Below are 23,964 nucleotides of genomic sequence, written 5' to 3'. Positions count from 1 at the left end.
ATTGCGCCAGACAAGCGGGCTTTGAAGTGGTCTTATACGCGCAACTCACCAAGCTGCTCGTCTATTTGTACCGCCTGGAGACGGGCCCGTCGCAAGGTCTGCCGACGCTTCGGGCGTCGGAGCCATCCTGGATTATATTGACTGGCATTATCATCAGCCGATCACCTTAACGCCAGCGGCGCAGTTGATCTCGACCAGCACCAGCTATATGCAGAAGCATTTTAAGCAGGCCACCGGCCAAACGTTCATGGAGTATATTCAGAATTTGCGGATTAAAAAAAGCATCGAGAGCATCGCAAATCATTTTACGCGGATAAAAGGACTTGATATAATAATTGCACTTTCATGCACGAAACGACAGGGGAGGCAACTGGGCGTGCGAATAAAGGGTTGGCAATTCAGGCATTGGCCGATCGCTTACAAGCTGGCGATTGTGTTTTCTTTGCTGCTTACGGCCATTGTCGTTGTGGTCGGGCTCGTGTCGTACCATCTTTCTCGTCAGGCGATGGAGACACAGATCAAAAATTACATCCCGCAAGTGCTGGACCAAGTGAACGTCAGGCTGGAGGATTACGTAAATGATGTGAAATCTCTCTCCCAGATGGTGCTGCTGGAACCCTACAGCGGGCTGATCGAGGAGGCGCTTAATGGCTTCGAACAATCCGGACCGGAGCGGCGATTGGAGAATACGATTAAACTGCATGAAGCCTTGTCCTTCATCACCTTTAATCCAAGTAAGGAATATGTAGTGGGGCTGTTCTATACCCACTCGGGTCAAGTCTATGTCCGACAATCCGCTGGCGGCATCTGGCTTGACGCAGCCTACGAGGAACAACAATGGTATGGTGATATGGATGTCGATCACTTTACGCCGACCGTGCTTGGAACGATACAATTCAAGCTGTTTGGCGACAATCTGTTTATAGGCGATTATGACGCCTTTTCTGTCGTTCAGCCGATTCGTCGCCCCAATTCGAAGGCGTTGAGCGGTATTTTGCAAATTGTCGGAACACTCGAAACAATCCAGGAAATTATGCGTGGTATCGATTTCGGTACGAACTCCAAGCTCTATGTCGTCGATCATCGCAACCGGATCGTCTTCGCCTCCGACCAGAGCCTTTTGGGAAAAGAATGGGTAAGCGCTTACGGAGCAGATTGGTCAGAAGAACGGGGCAGCTCGGGTTCTAACATCCAAACGATGGATGGCCAACAAATGCTGGTCAGCTATAATCGCTCCGACGCAAGCGGGTGGAAGGTCGTCGGCGTGATCCCACTGCAGAATGTGAGCCAAGAGGTCAATCAGGTGAAAACATGGATCGTGGCGTGGATCGCGCTCGGGATTCTTGGCGTGATCCTGCTATCGGCGATGCTCTCCATCAGTATGACGAACCCGTTGCGCAGATTGATCCGGCTGAGCAGAAGACAGGTGGACTTGTTTGCGCCGTCCGTTCATGCCGGACAAGTCGGCAACGATGAGATCGGGCAGCTAGAACAAGCCTATCGGCAAATGATGAAGCGAATTCAAGTGCTGTTGAACGAGGTGCTGGAAGAAAAGCTGCTTCATCAGGACGCTGAAATACGCGCTCTGCAAAGCCAGATTAATCCCCATTTCCTCCACAACGCCCTGGAAACGATTCGGATGACCATCCGCAAAGGCAATACCCGAAAAGGCGAGCATGCGCTTGTCGCGCTTGGTCAGCTTCTCCGCTATCATGCAGCAAGCATCAATGAGAGAGTACAAGTGAAAACGGAGATGGACTTCATCCAGAACTACCTTAGCATTCAACAGCTTCGTTTCGGTGATCGACTAAGCGTCAAGACAGAGGTCGATGACGGGCTCATGGAAGTTCCAATCCCGAGCCTGCTGCTGCAACCGCTCGTCGAGAACGCGATTACGCATAGCGCTTCGCCTTATGATCATCGGATTCGTGTCACGGTGCGCTTGAAGAGGCAAGGCGATTACATGATTTGTTACGTAATTGATGAAGGCAAAGGCATCCCCCCAGACAACTTGAACGACCTGATGAAGTCGCTCCAGCAGAACACCATGAGAAATGAAAGGCATGACGGGAGGCGAATCGGCTTGAAGAATGTTTATCATCGAATTCAGCTCATTTATGGGAACCAGGCCGAATTTTATATCGAAAGCATCGAGGGGGCTGGCACCATCGTATCGGTCTATATCCCCCTGGCGGGGGAATGGAACGTCACAAATGGAGAGATCAGCGAATGATGAAGGTGTTAATCGTTGACGACGAACAGGAGATCAGGGAAGGCTTGCAGGACATGCTTGGCGCGATGACTGTTGATGATGTCGGAATCGAGGTGGTCGGTTCGGTGTATGATGCGATCGTTGCATTGGACTTCCTGGAAGGTTCGGAGGCCAATATCATCATCACGGATATTCGAATGCCCGGGATAGACGGACTTGGTATGGCGGAGACGATCCGCCACCGCTATCCATCGATCCAGATCATCGTACTTAGCGGGTACGGAGATTTCGCGTATATGCAGAGAGCCCTGCGGCTCGGTACGATCGATTATTTGCTGAAGCCGGTTGACGAGAAGGAGTTGGAGAGAGCGCTTCTGCGCGCTGCGGCTCACAGCAACCACAAGCTGCGGACAAACCGGAAAAATATGCCGATAACGGTATTCGAGGAAATGGACGCCTCCTGCAAGTTTGTCCTGGCTGCGGATATCGATACTATGGAAGAGGCGAGAGTCCGGGAACTCGGAGGCGTGCAGTTGGTGTCGTGGCTCATGGTCAAAGTCTTCGAGGAGATCGCCGACGAGTTTGGCCACCTCTGTTATCTTGCCGATGCCGTTCGACTCGACAATGTCAATCTCATCATCGGCGTGTTTGCTGATTCACAGGAAGCGGGAGAACGGATCGCCGGCGAATTCACGGAACGGTTCACGGCCTTTTGGCGCAACAGCATGAAGCTACCTGTCAGTATCGGAATGTCCGCTTCGTTCAGCCACGCGAGTACAGACGCTTCGCCTTATTTTCAAGCCTGCCGGGCATTATTCGCCCGGCTGCTCCACGGAACGGGAATCTATCGATACGATGAGGACAAGGAGAGGGCCGGGGGCGAGCGGACGAAGACCGAATGGCACGCGCTTCTGGCGGCGTTGGAGACAGCGAACGAAGCGGCCTTGGAGACAGAGGCGAGTAAACGGTTGGACGCCTGGCTCGAGCGAGGAGACGCTGGCTCGTTGGTGCGCGGGGTGGAAGCGATGTTCCTGATGATGTACGAGCGTATGGAAGAGCGGCAATCGGCCTCCTCGATGTTTCGCGCGCAAAAAACGGCCGATCTGATCTTGAAGCTGATATGGGTAAGAAACGAGGTGGAGCTGCGACAGCGGGTGCTTGACCAGATCAACCGGATTGCGGAGGAGATCTCCCCGGAGAAGCTGGAGGGGCACGTGCTGGTAGCCGCCAAGACGTACATTCGCAGCCATTTGACGGCTTCGTTCACGTTGGCGGACGTGGCGGGGGCGGTATACGTGAGCCCTCATTATTTAAGTCATCTCTTTCGTGAGCGCTCGGACATGACGTTTCTCGAATATGTGACTGCACTGCGCATGGAGGAAGCCAAGCAGAGGCTGAGAGAGCCGGGCGTAAAAATCTATGAGGTCGCTGAACAAGTCGGCTACAAGAGCTGGAAACACTTCAGCCGTGTCTTCAAGGACTTCACCGGCATCGGGCCCGCCGATTACCGCAGGGACGCTACGTAGCTCCAATGGCTTTCGGGAACATTCGCAAGATCGGTTCCTTTATCGCAATATCCTGTTATTTAACGGGGCTGATTCTCCTTTATATAATGGTACCCATAGCGACAAAGGGGGTGGGACATTCATCCAACGATGCGGGAGCATCGCCACGTTGGAAGAAGGGGACGGTGCTTGGAAGAATGAAACGAATAAAGGATGAACAGATGAAAAGGAAGCGCTGGGCTCTATTACTCGCAGTTGTGCTACTCTTAACGGCCATTGCCGCGGGGTGCATCGACCGGAATGAATCGTTGACAACTGCGGGCAGTTCGAGCTCGTCATCCATTGAAACGGATGACAAGCCGGAATCGAAAGCTTCGACGAACACGATTCGGCTGGAAATGATGGAAAACGGATGGTCCAATACCCCGACAGATGCGGAAGACCCCTGGAGAACATGGATCAAAGATCAATTTAATATCGAGATGACGATGAACGCCATGCCAATCGGCGACTTGGAGACGAAGCTGCTCGTGCGCTTCGCTTCCAACGAGCAGCCTGATCTTATCTTCACATGGGACCGCAGCTTGATTACGAAGCTGCACAAGCAAGGGGTTATACTGGACGACTGGACGCCTTATCTGTCCAGGCTTCCAAACGTTACGCAAACGTGGAATGACCAGATGAAAGCCTATGCAACGGTCGATGGCAAGGTGATCGGGCTGCCGAAGCTGCCGGATGCTTTTACCTGGACGCTGATGCTTCGCAAGGACTGGCTGGATGCGCTTCAGCTTCCCCTACCGACGACGGACGCCGAGCTGCTCGACGTGCTGCGCAAATTCACCTATGAAGATCCCGATAAGAATGGAAAAGACGATACCTGGGGGATCAGCTCCGCGGGGGCGGGCAGCGATGTCGGCGAGATCAGCGTGCTCGAGTCCATGTACGGACAGACCGGCTTTCATGTCGGCCCGGACGGCACAGTGCAACACTCCATCGTCAACGGTACGCATCTGAAATTTTTGACGTTCATGCGAACCATCGTCAATGAAAAGCTGATCGATCCCAATTGGTATACACAAGGGTGGGAGCAGCGGAAGCAGAAGCTATACGAAGGCAAGATCGGCATCGTTCACTACCCGGGTGTGATCGTACAAGAGGGAGAGAAGGCGACCGGCGCGACCGGCAGCACAGTGGAGTGGTGGGACGCGATTCAAATTCCGAAAGGCTCGGAGATCGGCGGCAAACGTCCGCCTGCCCCGATCGCTGGAGGAATGCTGGCCGTATCCGCGCAAGCAGCTAAAGATCCGGAGAAAATGGCACGTATCCTGACCTTCATTGATTCGACCGTGTATCCGACCGAAGGGTATTGGGCGCTTCGTTGGGGAGTGGGCGTGAATGGGCAAAACGTAACCGTTCTCGATGGTGGAGCCAAATACATCAGTCTGAAAAACGATCCTTACCGGAAAGAGAGGAGCGGTGCCCATGACTGGGGGACGTGGGTCGCGACCAGCCAGGATGGGGTGCTGGAAGGGCAAACTGACCGTCCCGGCCTGGCGGACAAACAGCAGTTGGCATTGGACAGAAAGGCGATGAGCATGGCAAGCTACACCAATTATCATGAACTGCTGAACCTCGATGCACAGCTCGCGTCCGATCTGAAGAAACTCGCCCAGGCGTTCAACATCCAGTACATTCTGGGCAAGGAGAACGATTACGAGGCGTTTAAGCAAAAATGGTTGAAAGCGGGGGGACAGCAGTTGCTGGATGAAGCTTCCCGGCAATTAGAAGAAATGAACAGGCTCCCTTAAACCGGAGCGAAGGGAGAGGAGAATAACATGAATCGAATGACGAAGAAAATCGCGATCCTGGCCGTTGCCCTGGCAAGCTTGGCCGGAGGGGGCTCCGCGCAGGCAGCAGTGCCCGATGTCGGTCCATTCCCTATCGGCATCTTCTGGTCGCCAAGCCCCGAGGAGACGACAAGCGCCAAGTACCAGGAGATTAAAGAGATGAACGCAACCTATGTATTTCTCTCCAACGGCGTATATTGGTATGCCCAGAACGATGCGGCGCTTGCCCAGTGTGCGGCTCAGGGCTTGAAGTGCATCGTACAGGACGATCGGCTCGGTTCGTATAAGTTCACGGTCGGTCAAACGGCCGGCAATGACGGCAAATATGTGTCGAGCGGTAATTCGCTGGGGCAGACGTTCAAGACGCCCGATGAGCGGGATGTGGCCATCGACACGATTCAGCTCTATATCGACAAATCGCAATGGACGACGGGCAGGAAGCTGACCTTGAGCCTGTATAGCTCGCCAAGCAAAGAGGAACTGATCGGTTCGGATTCCATTACAGGTCCCGTGACGGATCATTACCCCGTGTTCAAGCTATACAAATGGCTCGCTCCGAGCACGACATACTATTTTGAGCTGACGAGCGATAGCGCCTCCAATATTGGCTGGGTCGTCGGTAATACTGCCGATGTATACGCCGGAGGAACGGCTTATCAGAATGGGACGGCGCTGGCCAATTACGATTTCTGGTTCAAGCTGAATTATGGGCAGAAAATGTATAGCGGCGGCGAGCCGCCTTCAACGGCGACGGTTAACGATATCGTGGCCCATTATTCCTCCAATCCGGGGCTACTGGGCTACAATCTGATGGATGAACCTTCCGCGTCGGCTATGACAGGGCTGCATGGCACGATGGAGAAGTTCAGGCAGGCTGATCCGAACCATATGACCTACGTTAATCTGCTGCCGACCTACGCAGCCAATCTCGGGTTTGGCGCCCGGACCGGCGAGTACGTTACGCCTAGCAGAGCCTTAGGCCAGTCGTTCAAGACCAATGCGGGGACGACTCATATCTCAACGATTCAACTGTATATCGACAATAGCCAATGGGCAAGTAACGAACCATTGACGCTTAAGCTATGGGACTCGGCGGCTAAGACGACACTGCTCGGTCAGAGCAGCTTGTCCGGCTCGTCCACGAGCTTTCCCCGGTTTGAGGTAAACGCAGCGGTCAGCCCGAACACCGTATACTATTGGGAATTGACCCATGGCGGGGGTGGAGACAACTCTGTCGGCTGGGTCATCCGCTCCACCGACGGCGTGAAATGGGAAAAAGACGGGACGGCCTATGCATCGGGTACGCCGATCAACGGAGATTTTTGGTTTGCATTGAATCAGAACCTGCTTCCTTTCTCCTATGAAGACTATGTGTACCGCTGGGCGAGCAAGGAGCCTGATGTGCTGATGTTCGATCATTATCCGTATAATGCAAGCGGCGGCTTCAGCAGCGAATATTATACGAATCTTGAGATTATCCGGCGACAAGCCCAGCTCGCGTCCCTTGATTTCTGGACGTATATTCAATCGGTAGGGATTACCGATGGATTGCGTTCGCCATCTGGGAATGAGTTGAGATATAATGTCTACACCAGCCTGGCTTACGGCGCGAAAGGAATCAATTATTTTACGTACGAAACACCAAGCGGGGAAGGCGAGTCCTTCCATGACGGGATTATTCTCCCCGACGGTTCCAAGGGTCCGTTGTACACATGGGTTAAGGCGATGAATGCCGATCTGCTCAAAATGGGTCCTACGCTACGTGCGCTCGACTCGGAGGCGGTCTATCATACTGGAACGTTGCCGCCTTCGACAACGGCGTTGCCGACCAGCTTCTTCTGGCAACCTGTCGATCCGGCGCAGCCCCTGATTGTGAGCACCTTCAAAAACGCGAGCGGCAGGGAGTATGTAATGGTGGTCAATCGGGATACGGTTAACGCCAGGACCGTGTCGTTTGCGTTATCGACGAAACCGGCTGCTGTGACCGAAGTATCCAAAGCGACCGGCCTGGAGACGGGGACCAATTATAATGCCTCGACCGGCCTGTTGTCTTCATCATTCGCTCCGGGCGAGGGCCGGCTGTACGTTTTGCCTTGAATACCTTGCGCTTGATTTGCAACACGGACAAGGCGACGAGGAAAACCTGTTTCTATCCAGTACCTGCAACCAGTTGAACGTCATGGCGATTAGTCTGGGCATGTCGCTCACCGGGATGTGGACATGGGATCTGAAGCGCCTCATCGATTATATCGGGACCCGGCCAGATATCGCTCAGGATCGTATCGGATGCTGCGGGTTGTCCGGCGGTGGACTGCAGACGCTCTGGCTGGCGGCCCTTGATGAGCAGGTAAGCTGTGCGATCGTCAGTGGCTATTTTTACGGGTATATGGACGCCTTGCTGAAGCTGTACAACTGCTCCTGCAATTACGTCACCCGGCTGTGGGAGCACGTGGACATGGGCGATATCGCCGCCTTGATCGCTCCGCGCGCGCTGCTGATCGAGACGGGAGATCAAGATCCTCTGAACGGCGAGAGGGGAATGGACAATGTGATCGAGCAGGTCGACATCGCAGTCCAGGCTTACAACTTGTTGGGGGCGGAGGAACGCCTCGTCCATCATACTTTTGAAGGCGGACACGTATGGAACGGTGACAAAACGCACGATTTTGCGAATCGATGGCTGGGTGTATGAAAGAGCGGTTAGGCAGGAGGTGACAACCTGCTTAACCGCTTTTTTTTGACGGGCGCCTCCCAAGCTTGATCGGTCAGGACTGCCAGGGCCTGGTTATCCTCTTTCGCTGCCCCTTTGACTTCATCCTCCCCTTCATCCCGCATCGGGTATGACGCTCGCGATGCATGGAGCAAATACAAATGCATAAACGTTTAGCTTATATTTGTTGCGGCTCACTCAACAAAAGTATATTATACTGTTTATAAGTATACTATTTTATAAGTATTGATGAATCAAGCGGGAGGTCGTCATCTATGGATAGAGAAAACTGGCAAGCGGATTGGATCTGGGTAAGCGGAGGGGGCGATGAGAACAACGTATACGTGGAAACGCGCAAACGTTTCGAATTAACGTCGCTGCCGGTGCATGCGGTGTTGACTGCGCAGACGAACTTCGCCGCAGCCTGGTCGGGCATCATGGAGGAAGCGGAAGTGCTCGCCTTCGTGCGGGAGGATTATCTTGCCGAGCGGCTGCCTCCTATTCGTGGTGCGTTCTTCTATCATATCGTGCTCGAAACGTTGTTCGAGTACGGCTTTTCAGAAGAAGCGGTCCAGTTGATCCGCAGCTATTGGGGAGCGATGCTGGAGAGGGGCGCCACGACCTGGTGGGAAACGTTCGATCTGTCGCTTCCGTTCCCTACGACCCCAAGCCCCTATATGGGACACACGCCGACCTATTTGCAGGATTCCATCCCGGTTAGCCTGTCCCACGGCTGGGGGGCATCTCCGACGTATTTGTTAAGCCGCGAGGTGCTTGGCGCAGATCTGTCGGAGGCGGGCATCGGCAAGCTCGTAATCCAGCCGAAGCCCGTACAAGGCGTCGATTGGGCGGAGGGCGTCATTGCGACGAAGCATGGCGAGCTTTGGATAGCGTGGAGAAGACAGGAGGACGGGAGTCTGTTCGTGCAAGCGGCGATTCCCGCCGCCTTCTCCAAGGTTGAAGCCGATATGGAGCAGATGGCAATGACGGAAGTCGATGGCGTCACCCGTCTCTCTGGCATTGTCCCTGACGTTGCTAGGGAGCGCCGTGTTGGCATGGATTCCTCGATCGCTTGAGGCTTGCAATGAAGGGAAACAAAGGCAGGCGGAGGCAGAGCCCGGGCGGCTCGCTTCCGCCTGTTTGTCTTGCGAAAAAAAGATTGCTAAAGTATACTTATCCCATCGATGGGAGTGAATGTAGATGCATTCGGAAAAAACCGAAAAAACGCCGATGTACCAATATATTGTCAATGATATTAAGCGCAAGATCGAAACGGGAGAGCTGCATCCGCATGATCTATTGCCGACTCAGATCGATCTGGCCAAGGCCTATCATACGAGCGAAATTACGTCCCGCCGAGCGCTCTCCGAGCTCGCACAGGAAGGGTACATATACCGGATTCGGGGAAAGGGAAGTTTCATTCAAGAGAAAGCGGAGAACGTCGGTTCAAGGCCGGTTCGCAAGCTGTTTTTTGCGTATTTGAACCTGGAGTTGAACAGCTTCAGCCATCCTTTTTTCAGCGAAATGTTCGAGGGTATTGGAGAAGTATGCGACGAGAACGGCGTTGACTTCCATCTGTGGGACATGGGTCAGGACTATCAACTGCCGGAAGATCTGAATGCCGGGATCATCCTGCTGACCACCACGGCTGTCGATTCCTTTGATATTGAACGGCTCACCGCATGGCAGCAAGAAGGCCGAAGAATCATAACCGTGCATTTCTATTATCCTCACCTTGGTATTCCTTATGTGATTGTGGACAACCTGACCGGGGGATATCTGGCGACGCAGCACTTGATCTCGTTCGGTCATCGCAGGATTGGCATGATCCTGACCGGGAAGTCAATGATGGAGTTAAATCAGGAATTCTCGCTGCGACTGCAAGGCTACCGACTTGCCTTGTCGCAGCATCAGATCCCCTTCGATCCCGCGCTAGTCGCTTTCATGGACGCAGAGCAGGAGTCGGTGAAGCTGGGGGCGGAAGGCTTCAAGCGGTTGATTGCACTGGAGGAGCCTCCGACGGCCATCTTTGCAACCAGCGACTCCAAGGCGATTGGGGCGATGAACGCGGCCAGGACGACCGGCATGAGCGTACCGGAGGATATCAGCATCATGGGTTATGATGATTTGAAAATCGGCGCGATTACGTATCCCTCCCTGTCCAGCGTCAACCAGAATACGAGGAAGCTGGGAGAACGCGCCGCCGAAATTCTCCTGTTCGAGCTGGAGGAAGCGGGACAACAGCTCATCAAGGACGAAATCGTGCCTACGTTGATTCCACGAGGAAGCACGGGCAAGGCGCCGTCTTGATTGGACAAGCGAGGAGAGGGAAACAGGTGTTGGAGGGGGAGAGGCTGTCGGCGTGTTCGACAGCCTTTTGGTGTATGCCGGTAAAAAAAGTGGTTGCGCGAGACGGGAGTGTGAAGTATACTTTTATTTGTAAAGTATACAAAACAAAATGATATGTACTTTGCAAAGATTGGGCTTCAAGAAAAGAAAGGACCAATCAGTAAGCGCTTTACCCACATTTGAAAAGGCTAAGGGGAGAACGTCATGAGGAAGAAGAAATTAATGTTCCTGCTGATTAGCGTGATGATGGTCACGGCGCTGCTATCCGCCTGCAGCAAGAACGACAAAACGCCGGAATCCGATCCGACGGATAACAATCCCGACGGATCGGCCAATCCGTCCGCGTCGGATTTGGAAGGCGAAATCAAAATCTCGCTGCCGAACGGTTCATCTGTCGTATGGAACGCAGTCGGAAAAGCGTACATGGAAAAAAATCCGGGCGTAAAGGTTACCGTTGATCACAAGCCGCAGGAAGGCTTTAAAGAATGGCTGACCGCCCAATTTGCGGCGGGGACTCCCGATGTCGATCTGGTCACCAACAACGAAGTCCTCAACCTGGTCAATGATCAGAAATTCGTGGATTTCTATCCGTATTTCGAAAATAACAACCCGTATACCGGCAAAGCGTGGAAGGACTCCTTTGACCTGGGCGCCATGGGCATCAATCTCGAAGGCGTGGGAGCGGAGGACCATCTCTGGAATCTGAACTTCGAATCGGTTCAGATCGTCTGGGTGTACAACAAGGAAATCTTCCAGAAAGCCGGCGTGACCGAGACGCCGAAGACGTTTAGCGAATTGACCGCCGCTTTCGACAAAATCAAGGCCGCCGGTTACATTCCGCTAGGACTGGCAGGCGACGCGAACTCGATGTGGAGCAGTACAGCTGGCTGGCTCGCCCGAATCTACGCCGACCAATATTTACGCGATTTCATCAACATCACCCGTTCCAAGCCGCAGGACTTCACGTATCTTCCGGAAGTGGACGAGAATTGGTCTTATGATTCAAGTGATCCCTACAACGACACGAACAGCAAGGTGACGAAGAACCCTCTGCGCGTCTGGCAGGCGATCAAGGACAAGACCGGGCCGTTCAAAGTGGCGGGCAACCCGGCATGGGCCGCTTACTCGGAAAACCTGAAGAAGCTGTTCTCTTACACCCCGGACGGATTCTTCGGCGTGAAGGACACGCAAGCCTACCAGCTCTTCCTGACCGGCAAGGCTGCCACGATGATGTCCACGCCGGGATCGTACTGGAAGCTGCCGAAGGACTTCGCCGATGAGGAGAAGACAGGCGCGACAGGTGCCGTGAAGCCGTTCGAATATGGATTCTTCAACATGCCGTCGATGGAGGGACCGGAGGTGAAGGGGGCGGCACGCACCATTCAGATCCCGGTCGGCTCCTACGGTATCGTCAACAAATCGGCGGAACAGAACGCCCTGAATATGGACTTCATGATGTTCCTGACGAGCCCGGAAGGCTATAAGGTATACGTAGAAGCCATTCAAAACAGTCCCGACGCCTCCCTGGACGGGTCTCCGGCGCTGAAAGACATCACGCTTCCGGAAGAGATGACGGCCGCATTCGCCGACTTCGCTCCAATCGGGAACACGGAGGGCTACGATAGTGCGGCGAACATTCTGGCTCGCGGCCTGTGGGATTACCAGCCTTCTGTACAAGACTGGGTGGGCAGTGTACAAAAATACTTCGCCGGCAAGATTACGACGGAGCAATACCTGAATGAGTTGCAAGCGAACATCGATAAATATTTTGAAGTTGCGCTCAAAGAACGAAATCTGGAATTGTCGGATCTGAACACGCCGGAGAAACGGCCGCCAGTGCGCAATAAGTAAGGGCCTCCCATCTACACAGGTGCTTGTCGGCCTGTGTAGATTTCCCTTACGGGGCACCGGCAGATAAGCGGGTTTTGGAGAAAGGTAGGAAGGGCATATGAGGAGAACATCATGGGTTCTATTGGCGATCATGCTCCTTCTGGGGCTTGCCCCGCCGAACGTTTCGGCGGAAGTGCAGTGGTCCAGCGAGGGCGCGGAGGACATCACCTCGATCGTCGTATCGACGGATGGAAGCCGCGTAGCGATGGGGAGTCACGGTTCCAAAGCGGTCGTCTTCGACCAGGAGGGCCGCCCGCTATTCGAGATGAGAGCTGGCAATGTCATCAATGCCGTCGATCTCCTGGAAGACGGAAGTCTGCTCGTTGCATCAGATGACAGGCATCTGTACGCCTATGGATCGGAAGGGCAACTGCTCTGGGACAGGGATTTGAAACGCCAGGCGAAGAGCGTTTCCGCATCCTCGGACGGCTCGGTGGTGGCCGTCGTCTTGCAGCGAGCCAAGGAGGTCATGCTGGTCGATGCCGCCACTGGCGAAGCCGTAGGCTCGTTCCCTGTGGACTCGATTCTGAAGACGGCAAAGGTGTCTGCTAACGGAGTATGGATCGTGGCAGCCGGAGCCGATCAGTTCATATATTTGCTGGATCAGGACGGACAGCTTCGCAGCCGGTTCGGCGTAAGCGGACAAGTTCAGTCGGTGGCGGTTACTGACGAAGGCGATGTCGCTGTCGGCACGAACGCGAGGCAAGTGGAGCTGTTCGATGAGGCGGGCGCGAAAGTTCAGTCGTTGAGTACACGAGATCACGTTTCGTCAGTTGCATTCTCGAAGGAGGGGCAACTGCTTGGTGTGTCGGATTTATCCGGTACCTTCTATTTATTCGATGCAAGCGGCAGCAAGCTCTGGGAGTCAAAGGGAGGCCAAATCGGACGCGCGGTCGCTTTTTCGCCGGATGGAACGATTCTCTACGCGGGCCAGGCGGATGGGCGTATCAGGCCGCTTGATGTCGGAAGCGTCATTGCGGATGCCAAGAGTCAGACTCAAGCGAGAACGGCTTATTGGACTGCGAGTGCATTGGCTGCAGGAGTCCTCCTGACGGCAGGGCTGATTTATTTGAAGAAACGGAACAGATTTGGCATGCTAAAGGACATATGGCGCTCCAAGTGGGTGTACGTCGGCCTTCTCCCCAGCTTTGGGCTTCTCTTTACGTTCATGTATTTTCCCGCCTTCTCGGGCCTGTTCCATTCGTTATATGAGTGGCAGCCCGGCGGCAAAACGACTTTCATCGGACTTGACAATTTTGAGCGCATGCTCCATGACCCTTACGTATCGAAGGGACTCGGCAATCTGATTATTCTGATCGTCACGGGCCTTCTGAAGGCGCTCATTCCCCCGCTAATCGTTGCGGAGCTGATCTACCATCTGCGGAGCAAAAAACTGCAGTATGGGTTCCGCACGGCGTTCACGGCATCGATGGTGATCCCCGGCGTCGCAGGGCTGCTCATATGGCAGAACTTTTACGACCCGAATATGGGACTGTTCAATCACTTTCTGGAGCTGATCGGACTCGGCTCGTGGGCGCACGGTTGGCTGGGAGATCCGGGTACGGCGTTATGGGCGCTCATTTTCATAGGATTTCCTTTCGTCGGCATCCTGCAGTTGCTGGTCCTCTATGCGGGATTACTAGCGATCCCCAATGAACTGATGGAAGCGGCACGTATGGACGGCGCAGGTTTGCCAAGAATCATCCGGTCGATTCATCTGCCTTTATTGGCCGGCCAATTCAAGTTTCTGATCATTATGGGGCTGATCGGCATCATCCAGGACTTCAACGGCATTCTCATCGTCACCGGCGGCGGACCGATGGATTCCACATATGTTCCCGCTCTGCAGATGTATTATGCGGCGACGAAATTCAATGATCTCGGCTACGCCTCTGCACTGGGCGTCAGCATGTTCGCGGTGATTCTGGTCATTACGATCGTCAGTATGAGATTCATCAAATCGTCGGAAGAGTAAGAAAGGAGGAATTGCCCATGTTAAAATCCGGTACGGGTCGGCAGATTGTCATCGTTGCGCTGCTGGCTCTGCTTGTCTTCTTGACGCTGGTTCCCATCTTGTTCATGATCTTAAGCTCTCTGAAGAGCAACGCCCAAATTCTGGGCGATTTCTGGGCGCTGCCTTCCCCCGCACGGTGGTCAAACTACGGCGCTGCGTTCATCAGCATTTGGCGGTATGTTCTAAATACCGTTTACTACGCTGTGAGCGGCAGTATTGGCGTCATTCTGCTGTCGGCCCTCGCGGGCTACCTGTTCGCCAAGAAGTCGTTTCCGGGGAAAAACCTGCTCTTTTTCATGATGCTGGCCATGATGATGATTCCTAGCGTTCTGACCCTGATTCCTTCGTATGTCCTGTACAAAAATATGGGATTGACGAATACGCCATGGGCGATTATCATCTCAAGTGCGGCTGGCGGACAGGTCTTTGGCACCTTCCTCTGCCGCACGTATATGGCCGGGCTGCCAGGGGAATTGTTCGAGGCGGCTCGCATGGATGGCGCCTCGGAGGTTCGCGTATTCGCACAGATCGTGCTTCCGCTCTCGCTCCCGATCCTGGCCACACTGTTCATCATGCAGTCGGTGGGTGTGTACAATGATTATATCTGGCCGCTCTTGACCATTCAGGACAGCAGCCTGCAAGTCATCTCGGTCGGTCTTACGATTTTTACGAAGCAATTTGGTATTACGGACATGGGGCCCCAATTCGCGGCGTATGCGATTTCCTCCCTACCGCTGCTGCTGATTTTCACTTTCGGGATGAAGTATTACATTCAAGGCATGACACAAGGCGCTTTGAAGCTGTAGAGGAAGGTGGTTGACGATGGAGGCTTCGCAGATTGCGGGGAGTATTCCCCAGTGGATATGGCATAAAGACCTGCATGGAGCGCCTCGTATTGAGCTATCCCGCACGTTCGTGCTGGAAAAGCCCATCGCGCATGCGGAGCTCCGCATCGCCCTGACGGGGGCGATCGAGGTGGACATAGACGGTGTTGCAGCAGGGCAGATGGAAGAGAGTCCGGCCAATTTATGCGTTTTCCATCGTGTCGCATCGTTCCTGGAGACTCTGGCCACCTTCATGCCGACAGCGCCGGTCAGCAACCATTTGTACGAGCGGACGGTCGGCTGCGTAGCATTTTTGTCGGCGGACGATTTTTGGCTTCGCACGGATGAGTCGTGGAAGGCCGATGAGGAGGCTGCCGCCAAGGTATGTCTGCTCGGCGATGTGGAGGACGGTCCGGAATGGTTCGTCGCCGGCGGCTTCGATGATATCGCGACGAGTCCAATCTCGGATTTTGCCCCGGTATCAGCAGCCCTTGCGGATGTTAGCCAGAAGGGAGCAACGCTACGGGTATCGGGAGTAGGACAGGGGATTCCACGCTTCCTTGCCAACATGTGTCGTGGACCTGGGGAAGGAATATAACGCGCGGTTTCATCTTCGCAATCGTTCCTCGTCGAATCTGATTGTGGTATGGAATGGTGCAGAGTCGCTGCACGAACTGGAGCATTATGCCGGCTTGATGACGGTGGTTGTCCGTGTGGAGCCGGGGGCTGTACGAGTTACGCTGCCGCAGAGGCTGCGATTTTTAAGAATGATGGTTCTGGCGGGGGAAGGCGAGCCATTTGAATTGGAATGGTGCCCGGAAGAAGTGGTTGTTCCCATGAATCAGGTCGGTACGCTGCATACGGACTCGGAGTTGCTGCAAGGGATCTATGATATCTCGCTGCACACGAACCGCATCTGCCATCAGATCGGGTTATGGGACGGTATCAAGCGAGACAGGCTGAACTGGGCTTATGATTTCTATCTGGCCGCCAAAGCCGACTATGTGCTCTAGGACGATCTGGCCGTGCTCCGTCGCTCCATCGAGGAGTTGGGCAAGGGGACCCCGGATGGCTACTGGATGAAAGCTAACGGATACATTAGTTAAATCACTGACAATGAGGCTGCCGATTACTTCGGTGGCCTTCTGCGCATGTTAAGTTGGCTTGATCATAGCTCTTGAATCGGGTATTGAAAGGTTGGAAACTATGTGCCGTGGCACACTTAGGCGGGTTTTTCGCCGATAAACCCGTTAAGCTGAACCGTATCATAAGTAGGGCGAAAAATAGGGGGTGCCTGGCACTTCCTTTTTGCTGATATTGTTCTCTCATTAAAAGAAATCTTCGCGTTTTTTCAATAAGGCGAACGAATGAAATGCTTATTTTCGGAGCGAGGCATTATATCGGTGAGTGTATACAAACCATGTAATGCTTGCTGTTAATAATGCCGACGAAATCAAAGCTGTAAGAACACTATATGTTCGCCAAATAAGTATCTCTGACCAATCTAATGCATAGCATATTATACACTGGACAATCGTAGCAATCAGCAAAATAGCTGTTACGATTATTCGCCTTTTTGTCATTGGCTGCCGCTCATTCGTTTTCCTTCTGCGTAATCCTAAGAGAAAGAACAGAACAGCCAATAGGCAAAGAATAATTGTGGTAGACGACAAAATGATGTCCAAAAGCTGTGTGCCGCTTATTCCATATGACTGCGTCAGATTGCCGTCTAATATATCTTTAATTTTTAGTACCATGCTTCTATTGATATTTTCGCCGTTGGTCAGCAAGCAGATGGCTATTCGTTCATTTAGCAGTATGACCACTTCGGTTCCGAAATTGGGATTGCCCCCTGGGTGCTCTATAATCGTTTGGTTGGCGTCTACCGACCAGCCCGCCGCATAATACATTTCGTTGACAGCCGGAACAGACCTATCACCCTGATGTGATTTCTCGATAACCGTATGGAATATTTCGGGTATGTCCTGCACAATACCCATCTGTATGCCCATCCAACGCGCCATATCTTTTGTATTAGAAATGATGTAGGCTGCGGGTTTATTCCCGGAATAATCCGGCGCGTTATATGGGGTTGTCATAAAAAAGGACGAACGGTAGCCCTGTGCCAACTGTCCGGTGGCTTGAGCATCTTCTTTATAAACATACGTCTGGTGAAGACCCAGTGGCTGAAATACCTGTTCCTTCATAAAGTCTTCATAGCTTTGTCCCGACACAATCTCAATAACCAGACCTAATACGTCATAATTAACAGTTCCGTAATTATGCTGCTCACCAGGATAGAACGACAATTTAGAATCTACGAGCATTTCTACGGTTTTTTGCAACATATCCGGCGTATTGCCTTGTGGAATGTTTTGAGTGTGACGGCCATTTGTTAAGCCGCTAGTATGGTGTAAAAAGTTATTGAGTGTCATACTTTGCATATCAACGTGTTTCCCCTGATACTTTAATGTAAACCAAGGCAAATATTTCTGGATAGAGTCTGACATTGACAGTAGCCCTTGTTCTTCCATCAGCAGAATACCCATGCCGGTAAAGGCTTTACTTACCGAAGCCAGCTCATATAGCGTATTTTCACTTGCCGACAGTCCCTTTTCACGATCTGCGTACCCGGAAGAAAAGTAGAGCACTTCATTGTTCGCAAGTATTGAGATTGACATCCCCGGTACACCTGATATACGGCTTGCATCATCCAACAATGTTTGTATTGAATCAGATTGCGAATCTGATAATGCATAACTTGGTGTTGCGAATCCGGTGAACAGTATAAGTAATGCAATCATAAAGACAATATTTTTTTTCATAGTCTCTCCATTCCGAAAAAACTCCCGTACGGAAAATATAAATAATCCGCAGTACGCCTTATTCCCCTAAAGTGTAATAAGATATATATTATGAAGCTTATTATTGCAAAATCTTATTGTATGTGAAAAATCATACGATATAAAAAATTAGATTGCTATCATAATCTTCTACTTACTACGAACTATTTTGCTAGGAACACAAAAAGCCCCCTCTGCTTCATTAGCGGAAGGGGTAATAGTTAGTCAAACTTGAATAAGCTCAGAAGACTCCAATTGTGTTGATGTCGACCTTTGTCAGTGATATTCCAACTTTAAACAAGGTTGATAGTCAAGCATTTTGAGGCGATTTCCGAAAAACAATAATAATATGGGAGATTATTACCTTATGGACGACTCCTGCTTTTTGGACCAAACCTCCGTTGCCAACAGAGCAAACAGCGGTGACTTCCGCACTATAGTATTTGGCAAGTTGCACCGCATAAATGCCAACAGCGTGATTGCTTGCATTGATTTAAGTCAAGAGACGAACATTGAACATTGGAAACCTGTTCATGCTCGATTGGGTCCGTTACAACGCACCCCGTCAGAAAGATGCTCCTCGGCCGATTTCTGCCTTGCGTAAATACACCCCTGTTATCGAATGCTCGGCAGCGGCGAGTTGGACAGGGGTGCCTTCGAATACAATTCGACCACCCCGATGGCCGCCCTCGGGACCCATGTCAATGATCCAGTCCGCGCTCTTGATCACATCCAGGTTGTGTTCAATGACCGCCACCGTGTTGCCCCCGTCGACCAAGCGGTTCATAATGTCCATCAGACGAGAGATATCGGACATATGCAGTCCTGTTGTCGGCTCGTCCATGACATAGAGACTGCCTTCCTTGTGTAGCTCCCCGGCCAATTTAATGCGTTGGCATTCTCCGCCCGACAAGGTGCTCAGAGGCTGGCCCAGCGTCAAGTATCCGAGTCCCACATCCTCCAGCGTCTGCAATTGACGGAGCAGCTCCTTCCCGCTGAAGAACTCTGAAGCTTCCCGTACCGTCATGGCAAGGACGTCGCTGATGGATTTTCCGTTCAGCCTATACTCTAACACTTCATCGCTGAACCGCCTGCCCGCGCAAATTTCACAAGTCGTCCTTATTGGCTCGAGAAAGGCCAAATCCGTGTAGATCATCCCGAGACCCTGACAGTTGGAACAGGCTCCTTTGGAATTGAAGCTGAACAACGATGGGCTCACCTTGTTGGCGGTTGCGAACAACCGCCGGATCTCGTCCATCATCCCCGTATATGTGGCCGGATTGGAGCGGATGGATGTGCCCACAGCCGACTGGTCGATGACAATTGCTTCCGGATGCGACGGCAGGAATGCTCCGTTAATCAACGTACTTTTGCCTGAGCCGGCTACCCCCGTTACCACGGTCAGCACTCCGACGGGGATATCGACTGTCACATCCTTCAGATTGTGCAGGCTGGCGCCGGCGACGGTCATCCAACCCTTGGGCGCCCTAGATGAAGTTTTCAAGGGCAGACTTTGCTTCAAGTATCGTCCTGTCAAGGTATCCGCGCGCAGCAAGCCCGCAAAGTCGCCTTCGTAGACGATTTCTCCGCCCCTGGATCCCGCATGAGGTCCGACATCGATGATGTAATCGGCGATCTCCATGACTTCGCGGTCGTGTTCGACGACGAGGACAGTATTCCCTTTGTCCCGGAGCTGGCCCAGCATGCCGTTCAGACGATGGACATCCCGCGGATGCAGTCCGACGCTCGGTTCGTCGAAAATGTAGATCATGTCGGAAAGACTGCTGCTCAGATGACGGACCATCTTGATGCGCTGCGACTCTCCGCCCGACAAGGTTGCAGTCTGCCGGTCCAGACTCAAATACTCCAGACCGATGGAGACCAGATGGTTCAGCCGGGTCAGAATCCCGTCAATCATCGGGCCGGCAACGGGATCCCGAATGGCTTCAATCATATGGATTAGCTCGCCAATCTCCATCGCCGCGCATTGGGCGATATTGTATCCGTTAATCCGGCAGCCCAAGGCCGCTTGATTAAGCCGGCTTCCCCCACAAAGGTCACACTCGCTATAGGTTAGAAAGCGGTTAAGGGTTTCGCGTTTGGCATCTGACATCTCGCTGCTGTCCCTCTTCAAATATAGGCGGGTGAGTTTGGGCAGCAGACCTTCATAATCCGATTCGATATCGCCGCCTTTGGTTCGGTAGACGATCTTGTTTTCTTTGCCGTGGAGAAGGGTATCCCATTCTGCCGGCGTATAATCGGCGAGTCGCTTGTCGTTGTCGAACAAGCCGGAATAGGTATACGTATTCAAGTACCAGCTTCCCACCTTAAAAACGGAAAACAGGATTGCGCCTTCATTCAGCGACTTGGACCTGTCAAGCAGCTTACCCACATCGAACTGCACCACTTGTCCGACTCCGGAGCATTCCGGGCACATGCCGGCCGGGTCGTTAAACGAGAAAACATGCGAATTGCCGGCAAAAGGTTTACCGATTCTGGAGAAGAGCAACCGGAGCATCGCATAAATATCCGTGATCGTGCCGACAGTCGAACGGGAGTTGCCGCCGAGCTTTTTCTGATCGATCACAACCGCCGTAGACAAGTTCTCGATGCGATCGGCATCCGGCTGACTAAACCGGGGCAGCCGATTGCGGATGAATGCGGAAAACGTCTCGTTAAGCTGACGCTGAGCTTCGGCGCTGATGGTGTCAAAGACCAGGGAAGATTTGCCCGAGCCCGAGACGCCGGTGAAGACCGTGATTTTATGCTTCGGGATGCGGACATTCACGTTTTTAAGGTTATTCTCGCGTGCTCCTTCAATTACGATATCATTGACTTTCATAGCCTCTCCACCTCGGAGTTCTATTTTCTAAGATTTCGGTTTAATGAAAAAGCGGCGATCGAAGACCGGAAAAAAAGTCTTAGACTTGCCGCCACTGTTCGTCCGAAACTAACGATTCTATCATAGGAGTTTGCAAAATGATTAGTTCCCATCTAAATGATAAATGAGTTGTACCACACCTGAGGAGAACGTTCTTGTACTAACGATTTTTAAATTCAATCTTTGTTTTATATCCACAAACAGCGGTTTTCCTTCTCCCAAAACAACAGGATGAACAGACAATCTAAATTCATCAACAAGTCCTAAATGGATAAAAGTTGTAATAAGACTTGCTCCGCCATATAGCCAGATGTCTTTACCAGGCTTATTCTTTAATTCATTTACTTTTTCAAGAATACTATCATTTATGAATATTGCTTTATTATCCGTCCCCTTTTGCGTTCTGGAAAACACATATTTCTCTTTACTATGAACCAATTCCCAAAATTCTCTTTCAGAATCCGCATGTTCAAGTTCCGGAGTAAATTGTCCCCATAAATCATAGCTTTTTCTTCCATACAAAATGGTATCAATTTGATTTAAAAAATGATTAAACCCCATCTCAGAGTCCATAATGCACCAATCAACTTCACCCTGTTTTCCTTCAATAAACCCATCTAAAGTAACAGCTAAATCTAAAATTATTTTTCGTTTCATAATTGGTTACTCCTTTCGTTGATCTACCACCCATTATAGACTTCAAATATGTCGCCTATTGTCATATTAATACTGCCTCAAATAAACGCGGAAAATGAATAAGACGTAGGACTATGAAATCAAGTCCACTGAAAGAAAAAGCAATCGCCGCTCTAATGAGATATTGGAGACGGCGATTGCTGTTATTGTGTAATAAGTATATTGAGCAAGTGCTACTAACTAAGGTAATGAGGTTTCGGTACATAGAGCCAAAGTAGTATAATTAATATCCTCATAAGTGAACCGAAGCTTATCGGTATCTGTTGAGCTGTCATCTCTCATTAGTTTCGGCCCCGTTGACTGATCGGGTAATGTAAACTACTTTACGAGGCAAGATCATCTAACCGTCTGGTAATAGAGACCGATGGCTCCGGAATCGAAAGTTTTATTTTCGATAAGTTTAAGATTGGTCTTCTCTTGAAGTCCTGGAAACAACGGCAGCCCGCTGCCGATCAGGACAGGAGAAACTGTGATTTTGTACTCATCGATTAGATCAAGACCCATCACGTGGTGCGCGAACCTGGGACTACCGAGGATGACAATATCCTTTCCTGGCTGCTCCTTCAAGTTCAGGATTTCTTCCTTGACATTCTCCTTCACCAGTCTGGAATTGTTCCATTCCACTGTATCAAGCGTCTTGGAAAAAACGATTTTGGATGTTTGCTCAATCCACGCGGCATGCTCCAGTTCATGCTGCGAACTTGAGGGGGCCGACGGCACCGTGGGCCAATAGCTGAACATCATTTGATAAGTGCCCCTACCCCAAAGAACGGTGTCGACCGTACTCAAAATTTGCGCCGCGTGTTTCGCTAAATCATCATCGTATGAAACCCAGCCGATGTCCATTGCGCCATTAGATCCTTCTACAAAACCGTCAAGCGATGCATGCAAAAATAAAACAAGCTTTCTCATTTAAGTTCTCCTTTGTCCATATGATGTAATGTATTGACTATATGCTACCATGTAAAGCTTTGGGGCGTTTCTTATGAATTGCTAAATAAAACTGCCAGTTAGCTGAACAGCCTGCCGGATCCCGCCGGCAGGCTGCTAAATTCAAGTAACGTCTCCCGTTAGTTTAGTGCCCAGCGATGCGCTCAACCGATCCAATGTGATGCGCCAATTTCATTTTTCGCCGATAGACCCGTTAAGCTGAACCTTACCATAAGTGACGGCGAAAAGTTTAGTTTGCCATACATTCGCCCTGTTGTTTGAGGGTTGTATTGATTGATAATAAGATTTATTGATGCAAAAGTGGTCTAACAGACTCATCATATCGAAGACTGGACATGTGGTGTCCTACTCTAAGTTGGTAGGGGAGTCAAGGAGTGTTTCCTAAGTTTTGATACACCAATAAGCGTAAGTCGAGGTCATGGCTCACTCACACTTGAATATTCAATGATCGTAAGTCGGGATTATCCCCTCTTATTAATTGTTTAGTTAAATCAACATATAGTGGCGAACAAATGCGAACATAATCTTGACAAGCACAATATATTGATCTATTATGAATTTAGAAATGATGTCCAATTCGAAATGAGGTGATTAACTCATGGCAACCAAAGGTCAAAACAAAGTATCAGGTGACAAGATGTCTAGTCTTGCCTCTAAGGTACTGCAAAGCCCTAAGTACAGTGATACCACTAAGTCCTTAGCTGCATCTGTCCTGTCACAGTCCAAAAAGGGAAAGAACTAATAGGCGCAGCTTACGATTTCTTAAACAAGATACGATCATTCCCTATGACCTGATATAAGGCTCATTCTCGAAGAATATACATTTACTCATCCAGGATGCAGGCCCCATTTCTTCGTAACATGCTGTGAAGGTATGAATGATGATTTTAGGACGACAGTCGAGGAGAATATGTGTCTAAAATTATTAACTTATAGCTCTGAAAATAATCATAGAGAACTTGCACTATCACTGAAAAATCTAGTCTTGTTGGTGGAAGAAGAAAAGGATGTTGTAGCTAGTAAGTTGTTATGGTAAGACAGACGGATCGACCTGCCCCCCGGTTTGCCATCATTAAAAATTGTTAACAAGATCCATCTGAACCAACACAGCCCCACACGTTCCACCAAGCCAAACCAAAGGGGAACGTCCAACACGGCGCTCTCCTTTTCGTCATGCATGTTCTTCCATTGCCTCTCTTGCTACTTGCTGCGCATAGGCTTCACCCAAGCCGATGGATTCGT

17 protein-coding genes are annotated in these 23,964 nt (G+C 51.3%); 13 read left to right on the top strand and 4 right to left on the bottom strand.

The features are described from left to right. Nucleotides 1-26: 26 nt before the first annotated feature. The 13 genes from ACFQ0N_RS29775 to ACFQ0N_RS29715 all read left to right on the top strand — a co-directional run bounded on the left by ACFQ0N_RS29775 (nt 27) and on the right by ACFQ0N_RS29715 (nt 16,364). Nucleotides 27-170 carry a hypothetical protein gene (locus tag ACFQ0N_RS29775; RefSeq protein WP_379333332.1) on the top strand — a complete coding sequence of 48 codons (144 nt, stop codon included), beginning with the start codon at nt 27-29 and terminating at the stop codon, nt 168-170. 206 nt (nt 171-376) lie between these two features. Then, on the top strand, nt 377-2,233 hold the full coding sequence (locus tag ACFQ0N_RS29770; protein ID WP_379333330.1) for a sensor histidine kinase: 1,857 nt from the start codon (nt 377-379) through the stop codon (nt 2,231-2,233). Further along, nucleotides 2,230-3,738: a response regulator gene (locus ACFQ0N_RS29765; protein ID WP_379333328.1), complete on the top strand. Its 1,509-nt coding sequence runs from the start codon at nt 2,230-2,232 to the stop codon at nt 3,736-3,738. Before ACFQ0N_RS29770 ends, ACFQ0N_RS29765 begins: the two co-directional genes overlap by 4 nt. 176 nt (nt 3,739-3,914) lie before the next feature. Further along, nucleotides 3,915-5,525 carry an extracellular solute-binding protein gene (locus ACFQ0N_RS29760; RefSeq protein ID WP_379333325.1) on the top strand — a complete coding sequence of 537 codons (1,611 nt, stop codon included), beginning with the start codon at nt 3,915-3,917 and terminating at the stop codon, nt 5,523-5,525. 27 nt (nt 5,526-5,552) lie between these two features. After that, nucleotides 5,553-7,661, top strand: coding sequence for a beta-galactosidase (locus ACFQ0N_RS29755; RefSeq protein WP_379333323.1), 2,109 nt, complete (start codon nt 5,553-5,555; stop codon nt 7,659-7,661). A gap of 82 nt (nt 7,662-7,743) precedes the next feature. Beyond that, nucleotides 7,744-8,256 (top strand): hypothetical protein, encoded by a 513-nt coding sequence (locus ACFQ0N_RS29750; protein WP_379333321.1) that lies wholly within the window; start codon nt 7,744-7,746, stop codon nt 8,254-8,256. A gap of 293 nt (nt 8,257-8,549) precedes the next feature. Then, entirely contained in the window at nt 8,550-9,350 is an 801-nt protein-coding gene (locus ACFQ0N_RS29745; protein WP_379333319.1) for an alpha-L-rhamnosidase C-terminal domain-containing protein, read from the top strand. 124 nt (nt 9,351-9,474) lie between these two features. Then, entirely contained in the window at nt 9,475-10,584 is a 1,110-nt protein-coding gene (locus tag ACFQ0N_RS29740) for a GntR family transcriptional regulator (RefSeq protein ID WP_379333317.1), read from the top strand. A 243-nt stretch (nt 10,585-10,827) separates the two neighbouring features. Then, on the top strand, nt 10,828-12,474 hold the full coding sequence (locus ACFQ0N_RS29735; protein ID WP_379333315.1) for an ABC transporter substrate-binding protein: 1,647 nt from the start codon (nt 10,828-10,830) through the stop codon (nt 12,472-12,474). A gap of 97 nt (nt 12,475-12,571) precedes the next feature. Continuing rightward, nucleotides 12,572-14,488 carry an ABC transporter permease subunit gene (locus ACFQ0N_RS29730; RefSeq protein WP_379333313.1) on the top strand — a complete coding sequence of 639 codons (1,917 nt, stop codon included), beginning with the start codon at nt 12,572-12,574 and terminating at the stop codon, nt 14,486-14,488. Nucleotides 14,489-14,505: 17 nt separating this feature from the next. Next, nucleotides 14,506-15,333 carry a carbohydrate ABC transporter permease gene (locus ACFQ0N_RS29725; RefSeq protein WP_379333312.1) on the top strand — a complete coding sequence of 276 codons (828 nt, stop codon included), beginning with the start codon at nt 14,506-14,508 and terminating at the stop codon, nt 15,331-15,333. A gap of 16 nt (nt 15,334-15,349) precedes the next feature. After that, the gene (locus ACFQ0N_RS29720; RefSeq protein ID WP_379333310.1) at nt 15,350-15,949 is read left to right on the top strand and encodes a hypothetical protein; all 600 of its coding nucleotides are present in this window, start codon (nt 15,350-15,352) and stop codon (nt 15,947-15,949) included. Next, complete coding sequence (locus ACFQ0N_RS29715; protein WP_379333308.1) at nt 15,912-16,364, top strand: hypothetical protein; 453 nt, start codon at nt 15,912-15,914, stop codon at nt 16,362-16,364. The genes ACFQ0N_RS29720 and ACFQ0N_RS29715 overlap by 38 nt, the downstream gene beginning before the upstream one ends. 363 nt (nt 16,365-16,727) lie before the next feature. Here the strand turns inward: ACFQ0N_RS29715 and ACFQ0N_RS29710 are convergent, their stop codons facing one another. From ACFQ0N_RS29710 to ACFQ0N_RS29695, 4 genes are all read right to left on the bottom strand, one after another. After that, a complete protein-coding gene (locus tag ACFQ0N_RS29710) occupies nt 16,728-18,176 on the bottom strand; it encodes a serine hydrolase domain-containing protein (protein ID WP_379333306.1) in 1,449 nt (482 codons plus the stop codon). A gap of 583 nt (nt 18,177-18,759) precedes the next feature. Beyond that, nucleotides 18,760-21,036 carry an ATP-binding cassette domain-containing protein gene (locus ACFQ0N_RS29705; RefSeq protein ID WP_379333303.1) on the bottom strand — a complete coding sequence of 759 codons (2,277 nt, stop codon included), beginning with the start codon at nt 21,034-21,036 and terminating at the stop codon, nt 18,760-18,762. 141 nt (nt 21,037-21,177) lie between these two features. Next, nucleotides 21,178-21,732, bottom strand: a complete 555-nt coding sequence (locus ACFQ0N_RS29700; protein WP_379333301.1) for a dihydrofolate reductase family protein — start codon at nt 21,730-21,732, stop codon at nt 21,178-21,180. A gap of 375 nt (nt 21,733-22,107) precedes the next feature. Then, nucleotides 22,108-22,683 (bottom strand): dihydrofolate reductase family protein, encoded by a 576-nt coding sequence (locus ACFQ0N_RS29695; protein ID WP_379333299.1) that lies wholly within the window; start codon nt 22,681-22,683, stop codon nt 22,108-22,110. Between the last annotated feature and the right edge of the window lie 1,281 nt (nt 22,684-23,964).

The organism is Paenibacillus sp. GCM10027626 (assembly GCF_042676285.1).
Lineage (GTDB): Bacteria > Bacillota > Bacilli > Paenibacillales > Paenibacillaceae > Paenibacillus_Z.
This window is presented reverse-complemented; position numbering and strand designations above follow the sequence as displayed.